The sequence below is a fragment of the Paenibacillus sp. FSL R5-0527 genome (genome assembly GCF_038008055.1).
GTDB lineage: Bacteria > Bacillota > Bacilli > Paenibacillales > Paenibacillaceae > Fontibacillus > Fontibacillus macerans.
In genome coordinates, this window is the sequence record NZ_JBBOYI010000001.1 from 4,139,163 (window position 1) to 4,151,123 (window position 11,961).

The 11,961-nt window shown below is 47.1% G+C and carries 8 protein-coding genes; 7 read left to right on the forward strand and 1 reads right to left on the reverse strand.

Annotated elements, in window-relative coordinates; all coding sequences use genetic code 11:
* Positions 1 to 81: 81 nt before the first annotated feature.
* The 4 genes from NYE69_RS18170 to NYE69_RS18185 all read left to right on the forward strand — a co-directional run bounded on the left by NYE69_RS18170 (position 82) and on the right by NYE69_RS18185 (position 6,668).
* Positions 82 to 654, forward strand: coding sequence for a TetR family transcriptional regulator (locus NYE69_RS18170; protein ID WP_340927308.1), 573 nt, complete (start codon positions 82 to 84; stop codon positions 652 to 654).
* 137 nt (positions 655 to 791) lie between these two features.
* Positions 792 to 1,748 (forward strand): aldo/keto reductase, encoded by a 957-nt coding sequence (locus NYE69_RS18175; protein WP_340927309.1) that lies wholly within the window; start codon positions 792 to 794, stop codon positions 1,746 to 1,748.
* A gap of 129 nt (positions 1,749 to 1,877) precedes the next feature.
* Positions 1,878 to 3,485 carry a YjgB family protein gene (locus NYE69_RS18180; RefSeq protein WP_340927310.1) on the forward strand — a complete coding sequence of 536 codons (1,608 nt, stop codon included), beginning with the start codon at positions 1,878 to 1,880 and terminating at the stop codon, positions 3,483 to 3,485.
* 426 nt (positions 3,486 to 3,911) lie between these two features.
* A complete protein-coding gene (locus NYE69_RS18185; protein WP_340927311.1) occupies positions 3,912 to 6,668 on the forward strand; it encodes a S9 family peptidase in 2,757 nt (918 codons plus the stop codon).
* A gap of 156 nt (positions 6,669 to 6,824) precedes the next feature.
* Here NYE69_RS18185 and NYE69_RS18190 read toward each other — a convergent pair whose 3' ends face one another.
* The gene (locus tag NYE69_RS18190; RefSeq protein ID WP_326043939.1) at positions 6,825 to 8,504 is read right to left on the reverse strand and encodes a thiamine pyrophosphate-binding protein; all 1,680 of its coding nucleotides are present in this window, start codon (positions 8,502 to 8,504) and stop codon (positions 6,825 to 6,827) included.
* A 303-nt stretch (positions 8,505 to 8,807) separates the two neighbouring features.
* Here NYE69_RS18190 and NYE69_RS18195 point away from each other — a divergent pair, with 303 nt between their 5' ends.
* The 3 genes from NYE69_RS18195 (at position 8,808) to NYE69_RS18205 (ending at position 11,953) form a co-directional block, all read left to right on the forward strand.
* On the forward strand, positions 8,808 to 9,674 hold the full coding sequence (locus tag NYE69_RS18195) for an AraC family transcriptional regulator (protein ID WP_328270211.1): 867 nt from the start codon (positions 8,808 to 8,810) through the stop codon (positions 9,672 to 9,674).
* Positions 9,675 to 9,837: 163 nt separating this feature from the next.
* Positions 9,838 to 10,911 carry a Gfo/Idh/MocA family protein gene (locus NYE69_RS18200; protein WP_328270213.1) on the forward strand — a complete coding sequence of 358 codons (1,074 nt, stop codon included), beginning with the start codon at positions 9,838 to 9,840 and terminating at the stop codon, positions 10,909 to 10,911.
* Positions 10,912 to 10,984: 73 nt separating this feature from the next.
* Entirely contained in the window at positions 10,985 to 11,953 is a 969-nt protein-coding gene (locus tag NYE69_RS18205; protein ID WP_036623283.1) for a sugar phosphate isomerase/epimerase family protein, read from the forward strand.
* The last annotated feature ends 8 nt before the right edge of the window (positions 11,954 to 11,961 follow it).

The window sequence follows — 11,961 nt, forward strand, 5'->3', positions numbered from 1 at the left end:
TACTAATTTGATTATTTCGGACATGTGTATGTTGTTCGAAAAAATTTTGATTTTGATCGAACGATCGATTATAATCAGTTCATGAAAAATAAATCCGATAACAAAATGGACCTTATCTATCAGACAACCATTGCACTTCTCAATGAAATAGGGCTATCCGATATATCCATGTCCAAAATTGCGAAGAGGGCAAGCATCTCTTCATCATCCATTTACTTTTATTTTGAAAGTAAAGAAGACTTGCTGATTAAACTATATTTTAACCTCAAGGAACAAATGCATCAGATGATGTTTAAAGGTGTAACGGCGGATATGTCAGTCAAGGATGGTTTTGAGAAGATCCTGCGTAATTATTCCAATTATATTGTGAATAATAAAGCTAACTTTCTGTTAATGGAACAGTTTCTTGACTCTCCGTTTATACGCAAAAGCTGTAAAGATCAAAACGGTGGTGTGTTCAAGCCGATGTATGCTCTATTCGAGAGGGGAATCAGAGAAGGACTATTCAAGGATTCGGAGACCAATCTTTTGGTTACCTACTCCTGTCTGCCATTTGTCCAAATGGGGAAAGAGTATATAAATGGTGAGTACGAATTCAGTTCTGCTAATATCGATAAAATGATTCAAATGAGCTGGAATGCTATTAAAGCATAAGCAGCCCATTTTTTTTGAAAAATATTGATCGAACGATCGATATATTTTTTTGAAATAAATTGATCGATCGTTCGATTGAAAGGTTGCAAAATATACCGTATTGTGATTTCAACATTGAACATGAGGAGTGATTTTTTATGGAGAAAAGAGCGCTTGGAGCAAGCGGGTTAGAAGTATCCGCTCTGGGATTAGGCTGCATGACCATGTCCGACTTTTACGGCAGCGACCGGGATGAACAAGAATCCATACGGACGATTCATCGTTCATTGGAACTTGGTGTGGGCTTTTTGGATACCTCGGATATGTACGGTGTCGGCGAAAATGAAATACTTGTAGGAAAAGCGATCAAAGATCGACGTCATGAGGTCATTTTGGCTACCAAGTTCGGGGTAGTACGCGACAAAGGGCGGGCTCACTGGGGAATTAACGGAAGAGCGGAATATGTTAAGGCTGCTTGTGAAGCAAGCTTGCGCAGACTAGGCGTTGACCACATCGATCTGTATTATCAGCATCGCATTGATCCCTATACTCCCATTGAGGAGTCTGTAGGGGCGATGGCTGATCTGGTGAAGGAAGGCAAGGTTCGTTATATCGGCCTTTCGGAAGCCTCACCAGACATGATACGCAGAGCACATGCGGTTCATCCAATATCGGCAGTGCAGACGGAATATTCCTTGTGGTCCCGAGACATTGAAGACGAGGTTCTTCCTACCTGCAGAGAACTTGGCATCGGCTTTGTAGCCTATAGTCCGCTTGGGCGTGGATTCCTAACCGGTACTATTCAACGATACGAGGATTTGGGGTTCGATGATATTAGACGGAATTTCCCCAGATTTCAAGGACAAAACTTACAGAAAAACCTTAAATTTGTCGATCGGATTCAAGAGATTGCTACTGAAAAGGGATGCACCACTCCTCAATTAGCGCTGAAATGGATATTGATGCAAGGGAACGATATCGTACCTATTCCTGGAACGAAAAGAAGGAAATATTTGGAGGAAAATATTGGTTCCTTACAGGTTGAGCTTACGGATTCGGATCTTAAACGTATTCGTGAAGTAGCGCCAAAAAACGTTGCCGCGGGACATCGATAATATTTTTGCCTGCGGTCAACAACAGCTTTTACTTTCAAGTAACATATGAATTAGTCTAGCATGGAGGTTTGATTAAATAATAATTTCGTCGGTTTTGCCGAAAAGTCGATTTGATTTAGGAGGTAAATCATGAAGCTGACTTCAATACATAAGAAGACAAGAGGCATGAAGAAAAAAGTAAGGAAGCTCGCTTCATGGGCAGAATATCAGAAGCAATTAGATATTGAATCGTTACTTAAATATCGTAAGGAATACGTGAAAATATGGATTAAACCTTTTTATAATCTACACCAAATTAATCCAAATGAAATTGGAAGGAAGAATCCTACCTATAAATTCAGAAAACAAGTTTTGTATCAATTAATTGAAATCTATTTAGCCTGGCAAAAGAAACTTGAACAATTAAAGCAACCGTATTACTTAAAGATATGGTTAGCAGATCCTGAATTCATGGATTCGCAAGTAGTTGCTGCGCTAGAACCTGAAATTGAATATTACACTAATATTTTTCAGAATAACGAAGAGCATAAAGATTTTCCATTGGAAAATCAGCACCCGTTAAAAGATTGTTTTGTCTGGGAAAGATGTATAAATGGATATTATGTTTGGGAAAGTGATTTAGAGGAGACATGTGGACTGGGAGTATTCGAAAAAGCGGCAACATCACCTAACACCCTTATTCACGCTACGGGCCATTGGCCCTGGGATCGCCAGGAAATAAGAAGCCAGAAGGCTGGAACAGGCGATCAACGAACCCTGCGAGCTAGAACACTGAATAAAGAAATTGACTTGAACGAATTCGAGTCATGGTTATACGAGCATGATGAACTTGAACAGATTATTGGAAGTAGGCGTGGCGGCAATCGATTTGAGCCGAATAAACAAGCGACACGGGCGGAAGCAGTCGTTCATTCTGCGTCCGCTAGCACACCAGCAGAATGGAGGACTTTAAGCACCATCCGGCGACAAACGGTAGGTAAACGAAGAGAACTGTGCGGCTGTTGTCGCGCAGTTCTTTTTTGCATTCGGTCGTTAACAACTGAGCCTGACAGGCAATCTCTGCTTCGCTTCCATAAATTTAATGTAACAATATTCAAGGAGGGGGCGTCAATTACTACAAGACAGCAAATGAAGGAGACGAATCGAATGAAACGAATTAAAAAAGCAACCGTTGCAATTATGGCCGTAGGAGCCTTAACACTAAGCGCCGCTGGAATTACGAATGAACTCTTGCCTGCAAAAGCAGCCGCAGCGTCTGCGTCCGCATCGTCTGCAGCGTCGGATTACTATAAGCAGGCATTACAGACACTGAAAAGATTCTACAAACCGGCACTCCAAGGTCAATTTCCCGGTCTTGAGGGATTGACGTTAGGAAAAAGCACTCGCGAGGACGTAATCAAAGCCATCGGCGAGCCTGAAATGCCTGCCAAAGCTTTGAATGCATTCGATTTCTACCACGCAGAGATGGGCCACCCCGGATATGCCATCTCCTATAAGGGGAACAAAATCCAGGAAATGCGCTACTTCGGGACAAATGTGGAACGTGAGGCTAATATCGGCGGCATTACGGTGAAGATGCTCGTACAGCAATGGGGGGCGCCTCATTCCTCCACCGTTTTCAAAACAGGCAGCATCGAGCAGAAGAAAATCGTTTATATCCGCGGAGCTTATCAGCTCGAATTTATTTTCAACAGCAGCACGAACCTCGACCACATCAATCTGGTTTACAAAGCGTAAGTTTATCCATTTCCCTCACCGGTATTCCGGTGAGGTTTTTTTGTATGATTCGCCAGCATATGGCTTACGCCGGCGCTTGTCGAGATGTATTCACGGACGGAGCAGTCGACGACGTCTATCGCTTCTCCAGCGGAGCAGCTCGTCTAATTAACAAACTGTGCCCTCACAGCATCTGCCGTGAGGGCCAATCTCCCCCTCGTGGGAGATTCTCTATAAATTGGATTACACAAAATTATTGACAGTGTAGAACTTCGGTTCTGCACTTTTTTACTTTTTCGTCCTCGCTGCATATGATCTGCATTTGATCTTGACACCCAGTCCAGTCCGTATACTTGTCTTTGAACAGGCGGAGCATATCTCTTCCCGAACCCTTACTCTCAATTAGGCATATGCTGAAGGCAAAACTGTCTCGAATTGAGGATTTATATGAGATATGAAAGACGATTGACTTCAGAGGATCTTTTCAATCTGAGGGCCGTGAACGATCCGCAAATCTCGCCGGACGGTTCGAGAATTGCCTACGTTGAATCGATCATGGATCGCCACACGAACAAGTATAAGAGTCGCATCTGGGTCGTAAGCACCTCCGGTAACGATGAACCCCGCCCCCTGACTTCAGGATTAGAGTTGGACTATGCCCCACGTTGGTCTCCCGATGGACAATTTATCTCTTTCATTTCCGGCCGTTCGGGATCGCGGCAACTGTGGATCATGCGCAACAACGGAGAAGAGCCGCGGTTGTTTTCCCATGTAGGAAACGTTGCCGGTGTGCCGGTATGGAGCCCCGATGGCCGAACAATCGCCTGTATCATTCGTCTAAGCGCGGGCGACAAGGAAAGAGAGGAGGAGCAAGCGCTTAATCCCAGAGCACGATTTTCCCAAAATGTATTGGTCATAGACCAGCTTCGGTACAAGTTGGATAGCGTAGGATTCCTTGTAAATAAGAACTGGCATCTGTTCACTGTTCAAGTCAAGGGTACCCAAAGAGGCGTATTTCAACAACTGACTTTTGGCAACAATAATTTTTCTTCCCCGGCGTGGTCCCCTGACGGTCGTTTTATAGCGGTAGCCGGCAACCGAATCTCGGCAAGGACTGAATTGGATTTAGTCAACGATATTTGGGTCATTCCATCCGGTGGAGGGGTGGCACGCCGTCTGACTCGAAGTGCAGGGCCCGCCATTTATCCGTCGTGGTCGCCGGATGGGAGGTTCATTGCCTATATAGGTCATGACCGAAAATCGGGATATTATACCAACCGGGGGATATGGATTGTTCCGTTGGACGGGGGAGAGCCCAGGGAACTTACCGTAGGGTTCAAGTATCCGGTTGGCGATTATGCGATTAAAGATTTTCTCGGGATTGAGCAGCCGGGCGTAACGCCTCACTGGTCTCCAGACGGGAAATCGATCTTCATGAATGTCAGTGCAAATGGGACGGTTCACCTCTGGCGTTTTTCCGTTCCCGATGGGCAGGGGAAACAACTCACACACGGTGAACTGGTCATCTATAACCTTAGTTTCAGTTTAGGCACGCGCAGGGCAGCTATGGCCGTGACCGCCTTTACGCTTCCTAACGATATTTGGGTGGGTGAGATCACTGAGGAGTCCGTTAACCAGCGGCGAATTACCAGAGTGAACCGTAATTGGCTGGATCATGTCAAGCTTGCGCGGCCGACTCGGTTTACCTTCCGCTCGCCAGGCGGCCCGGAAGAAGAAGGTTGGATTCTTCATCCGCCTTATTCTACGGGGGAAAAGCACCCGGGCATCTTACAAATTCATGGCGGACCTTCAGCCATGTATGGGTATGTCTTCTTCTTTGAGTTTCAATTGCTTGCATCGAACGGATTTGCAGTTATCTTTGTAAATCCTCGAGGAAGTATGGGATACGGTCAGGAACTTGCTGATGCGATCCGGGGGGATTGGGGAAATCATGATTATGCCGATCTGATGGCAGCGGTGGACACCGCCTTATCGCGGGGAACCCTAGATCCAGGGCGTTTAGGAGTGGCAGGCGGAAGTTATGGCGGGTACATGACCAATTGGATTGTGACCCAAACCAACCGGTTCAAGGCAGCGGTTTCCATGCGGGGAATTAGCAACCTTTACAGTTTCTTCGGTACTTCGGACGGAGGATTTTTACGTGCTGAGGAATACGGAGGTCCACCCTGGGAGCTTCCAAAGAGTTATCTTAGGCGTTCCCCGATCAGCTTTGTTGACAAGGTTAAAACCCCGTTGCTGCTTATTCATAGCGACCGTGATTTCCGGGTTCCCATCGAACAAGGGGAACAGTTTTACACAGCTTTAAAGTTTTTGCAACGTAAAGTTCGCATGGTTCGATTTTTGACCGAAACCCACGAGTTATCCCGCGAAGGAGAACCTTGGCACCGGGTGGTCCGGCTTGATCATATTCTCCAATGGTTTCGGGATCATTTGAAAAAAACGACGATGACTGCCCATGAAATGGGCGAATGTCCGATGCCGGATAATCTTGTAGGCTCATACCCTAATAATGTACTTTTACCTGAGAGGAGCTTTCAAATGTCATTTTCACAAAATGATTATTCAATTCATAACTACGTTTTTGAGACCATGCCGCAACTCGATTTGAGTGATGCCAATGCGGAGATGAGCAGATTGCAGCCTGTACTTCAACAAATCCCCTTGGCTTCCCCTTCATTTCGACAGGCCATGGGTTCGGTGCTTCAACATCTCCAGATCGTCAGTAGAGCTCTTGCGTTGGGATGTGGCATGAGTTCAGAGTTTCGATACCTTCCCGAAGCGTGGGGACTTCCTGAACTGCACATTGTACACTCTCGTTATCTCACGCCATTAAGTTACCATCTTTATTCCGCATTGGGAGCAGCGGAACTTTTGGCCGCCGGACGTGGCCGGTATTCACATTTTCCTTTGGCCGTCGGATGTATGCTCTCGATTATCCGATTGTGGCAAACGTTTCCGGAAGCTCTTGCAAATCTACGGCGTGCGGCGGGCCCACGTTACGCGGCTGCCATTGACCAAGCCGAGCAAACCTTGAGGCAAATGGTTCCGCCGACCCAACAAGCTTTGACCATCTGCCGATCTATTGTGGAGCCGGCCGTTTGGGACGCGACAGTTCGGGCTTCACAATTGGCATACGAGGTTCGGGGAAGAGTCGCCAAATCCATGGGGCAGGAAATGTATTAAGACAAATAACTGCTTCTGGCAAGTCGAAATGTGTCTTGGTAAACGTCTAATACGGGTTCATCAGAGACTCCATACCGGGTTGCTTGTCTTGATGCTGGAGCGGATAGGGCGGTTTGGGCATGGTTACGGATGTTGGAAGTTTATCGGTTTCCGTGGTCATGGCCGCATGGCTCCTACATTTTGGATTTGAAAATCCGGGTGCGTTATGTTTGCTGTCGGTACATCAATCAGGAAAGGTTTGGCGGTTGATTTCGCTTCATCCAGAGCGAGGCGCAGCTCCTCGTTTGTTTCTACTCGTGTGGCTGCCCATCCGGACGCTTCGGCAATTTGGACGAAATTCGGGTTCGAGATATCCGTTGCAAACGGACGGAGATGTTTCATCATCATTTTGTCCTGTTCCATTTGCAGGGTTCCATTATTGAAAACGATCACGGTTATGGGCAGCCCGTAACGTGCGGCTGTAATCAAATCGGCCTGTACCATTCCTAATCCGCCATCCCCCGTAATACAAATGACTTGCCGGTTCGGGTTTGAACATTTCGCTGCCATGGCTCCCGGCAATCCAAACCCCATGGTTCTCCAACGCTCCGACAACACGAACTGATGGGCTGTTCCCCTGAAGTTTCTCAGAAGCCATAAGGTGACATCTCCTTCATCCAGCGCAATAATGGCGTCCTTGTCAATGTTTTGTTCAATGACGCTGACAATCGCTGCGGGATGGAGCGGTGACGAGGAGATGGCACGTTCCAGGTTATTTTGTTCATTCCAGGCTTGTTTACATTGGTTTATGAGCCCTAGCCAATCGGGGTTTGAACGGTAGTCTGCCATACCTTCTGTTAGTGCTTGAATGATCTCGGCGATATTGCCGACGATCCCAAATTGTGCTGGAATAACTTCTCCGATCGCGGACATCCGTTCTTCGATATGGATCACTTGCGCCTGTTCAGGGACATGATGTTCCGGCCACCAGGAGGTGCCGACGGCAAGGACGACATCCGCTTGTTTGCATAACTCGCTCACAAAAGGATTGCCGCCTTCGCCCAAACCGCCGAGCAGGTACGGGTGAGAATCCGCTATCATCCCCTTTGCTCCGTAACTCATGACAATGGCGCATCCCCAGCGGTCAGCCAATTTCCGGATCGCATCACCGGCAAGCCTTGCCCGGTTGCCGGCAAGGATCACGGGGCGTTTCGCTTTCAGCATAAGATTCGCCGCTTGCCGGATCTGACTCTGTCCAGCGATTTGATTTGCGATTTGCATCGGTTCGCGCGGTTTTACCCCGCAGGGGAGTGTCCATAAATCGGAAGGTATGGAAAGATGAACGGGAGTTCCCTGTTCCACTGCCGTAAACATGGCCTGTGTTAATGTGTCAACGACTGCATCGGGATGGATGACAATCTGGCTGAACCCGGTGATCGCCTGAACCAGGCCCTGTTGATTGATATACTGCTTGTACGCCGTTCCGATCTTGCGGGTAGGTGCTTGACCGGATATCGCCAAGACGGGAACGCCATCTAAGTAGGCATCTCCAAGTCCGGTTATTAAATTGGTCAGTCCAGGTCCCATTTGCGCGGCACATACTCCGATACGACCGGTTAATTTGGCTTCGGCAGACGCCATCATGGCGGCCACAGACTCATGTTTTACGCTAATCCATTCCAAATCATTCTGGCGTGAGAGAGCATCCATCAAGCCAAAAATGGCGTCCCCGATGACCCCGTAAATCCGCTTGACGCCCCACAATTGCAGTTGCCGGATGATTGCGTCGGCAACGGTTTGAATTTCGGTTCCTTCCGGCAATTGATTTGCTGGGGCAACTTCCGTAAATATACTCATTTTCTGACAGCTCCTTATCTTTTTCTTAGTATGGATGCGAAGCCTGTTTATTATGAACAAGTTTGGATGGATTTTCTGGAGATCGAACACGCTAAAATCATTAAAACCGATACCATAAAATGAGGGAGAGCAAGAATGTTTTCAACATGGCTATCACCTGAGATTACGGTATAATATCTTTGAATCTCGCACAATTTGAAATTGGTGAAAATCCGTTAAAGACTCCGCTGCTGCATTTATTCGATTTTCCCGTTATGATAAAAGGGGCGGCAGCTTATCCGACATATAGGGAGTCAATTGGTTATGAGTTATTATCTGGAATTTCCGGAGTTCGAGGATTCAATCCCGTTCAGAGCGTTCCTAAACGACGGCATGACTATCGTTTATCCACATTGGCATAAAGAAATTGAAATCATCTATTCCCGAAAAGGCAAGGTCAACATCGGCATTGATGAAGATATCGTTCAACTGGAGGAAGGGGAAATCTTCTTTTTCCCAAGCGGAGAAGCGCATTATTTCCTGGCTTCCCCGGATAGTGAACGCTATGTCTTCCAGTTTAACCTGAAGCTGTTTGACGAGAAAATTTTGCGGACTTCCGAAGACTCTTTGTTAAGTCTGTTTGAATCCGGGGAACGGCATAGCCGCAATTGGCCTAAGACGCTGGCTCGGAAGGCCACGGAGCTGTTGGTTCATCTTTATGGGATCGAACAGAGTAAACCCGCCGGCATGAATTATTTGACACTAGGTTATCTGTATCAATTGATTGGGGAATTCTATTTGCATTTGCCGCGGCGCAAAGAAAGAAAAGCGCCGACCAAACGATCTGCCATTCAACATAAAGAAACTTTAGATCTGCTCAATCAAGTATTCGAATATGTGGAAGATCGATACCGGGAAGTCATTGCGCTGGAGGATGTTGCCAAATTCGTGGGCTTCAGCCCTTACTACTTTACCCGTTTCTTCAAAACCAATACCGGACAAACGTTTATGCAGTTCTTGACGGAATATCGTATTAATCAAGCCAAGTTTATTTTAGCGAACGAAAAGATACCGATGGTTGAAGTTGCGGAAAAGGCCGGATTTGCCAGCGTGAAAACATTCCATCATGTTTTTAAGGAGGCGGTTGGACAATCGCCGCTGCAATACCGGAAGAATTTGAATAACCATTAAGAAAAAAATGGGCTTAGACGAGGAATTCTTGTTTAATGCCCTTTTTTAGTTCTCGATGAAGGCGCAATATTCGGGAGTTTTTTGCGGGAAAAGCGGGAAGAAAGAAGTTGCGGATTTGGCTATAATGAACTCGACAAATAGAAACGTTTTCAGGAGGATGGTTATGACATTAAAAGTAGGAATTATCGGATGCGGCGGGATTGCAAATGGCAAGCATATGCCTGCGCTTTCAAATGTAGAAGAAGTAGAAATGGTGGCATTCTGCGACATCATCGTGGAACGCGCAGAAGCAGCAAAAGAAAAATTCGGAACCAAAGATGCGCAGGTTTTTGATGATTACAAAAAAATGTTAGCGGGTGCCGATTTGGATGTTGTCCATGTTTGTACCCCTAACTCCTCGCATGCCGAATTATCCATTGCGGCCATGGAAGCGGGTTGCCATGTGATGTGCGAGAAACCGATGGCGAAAACCTCCGAAGAAGCCAGAAGCATGATTGAAGCTTCCAAGCGCACCGGCAAAAAATTAACGATCGGTTATCAAAACCGCTTCCGCACCGATTCGAGATATTTGCATGAAATTTGCAAAGAGGGCGGATTGGGAGACATTTATTTCGGAAAAGCCCATGCGATTCGCCGTCGTGCGGTGCCAACTTGGGGCGTTTTCCTGGATGAAGAAGCCCAAGGCGGAGGTCCATTGATCGATATCGGCACGCACGCCTTAGACCTGACGCTCTGGATGATGAACAATTACAAGCCTAAATACGTGGTTGGGAAAACCTACCATGCCTTATCCCAAACCCCCAATGCCGCCAACGCATGGGGACCGTGGGATCCGGAAAAATTCACCGTGGAAGACTCCGCTTTCGGTTTTGTTGTCATGGAAAACGGCGCAACGATCTTCCTGGAATCCAGCTGGGCCTTAAATAGCTTGGATGTGAAAGAAGCCAAAACCACCCTGTGCGGCACCAAAGCGGGCGCCGATATGAACAACGGTTTGACCATCAATGGCGAAGACCACAGCTTACTGTACGAGAAGAAAATTGAACTACAAACGGGCGGTGTCGACTTCTACGATGGCGCGGGCGAGAAACCGGAAATTCTTGAAGCGAAATCTTGGGTAAGTGCCATCCTCCATGATACCGAACCTGTAGTGAAACCGGAGGAAGCCTTGGTGGTTACTGAAATTTTAGAAGCGATCTATAAATCTTCGCAGACCGGCGAGCCGGTATATCTATAAGAGGGAAGGCAACCGCCAAAGCGCTATTAGGCAGCACTATTAAGCACGTGAAAAATAAAAGGAGTGATCGAAAGTGAAACTAGGTGTATTTACCCCATTGTTTAACCATCTCAGCTTTGAAGAGATGATTGAGGAAGTGGCCAAAAAAGGATTGCAAACGGTTGAAATCGGTACCGGCGGCTCTCCGGGCAACGCTCATTTGGATATTGATCAATTGCTGGCAAGCAGCGAGGCAAGAAAAGAATACCTGGCTAAATTGGCGGACAAGGGCTTGGAAATTTCCGCGCTCAGTTGCCATAACAACCCGATTTCGCCGATAAAAGAAGTGGCAGCGGAAGCGGATGAATTACTGCGCAAAACCATCAAATTGGCAAGCTTGCTGAACGTTCCGGTTGTGAATGGTTTCTCCGGCGTATCGGGCGGGAACGCCTCGGACACCCAAGTGAACTGGCCTGTATTGCCTTGGCCAACCGAATATGAGGACAGCTATACTTATCAATGGGAACAAAAGTTAATCCCTTACTGGAAGGGAATTAATTCGGAAGCGGAAGCGGCAGGCGTGAAGATCGGGATTGAGCTTCATGGCGGCTTCTTGGCCCATACGCCTTATACCATGTTGAAATTGCGGGAAGCGACCGGCAAAGCCATCGGCTGCAACCTGGATCCAAGCCACTTATGGTGGCAGGGGATCGATCCGGTGGCGGCCGTCAAAATTCTTGGCGAGGCCGGCGCGATCCACCATTTCCACGCCAAAGACACCTATTTGGATCAGGACAACATCAATATGTACGGATTAACGGATATGCAGCCCTACGGCAATGTAAAGACCCGTGCATGGACCTTCCGCTCCGTAGGCTGCGGCCATGACTTGAAGGTATGGTCGGACATCATTTCCGCATTGCGCGTTTACGGCTATGATTATGTCTTAAGTATTGAGCATGAAGATCCGATAATGTCTATTGACGAAGGATTGAGCCGTGCCATTACCAACTTAAAATCGATCATGATTCATGAACAACCCTCGGCGATGTGGTGGGCGTAAAGGAGCAA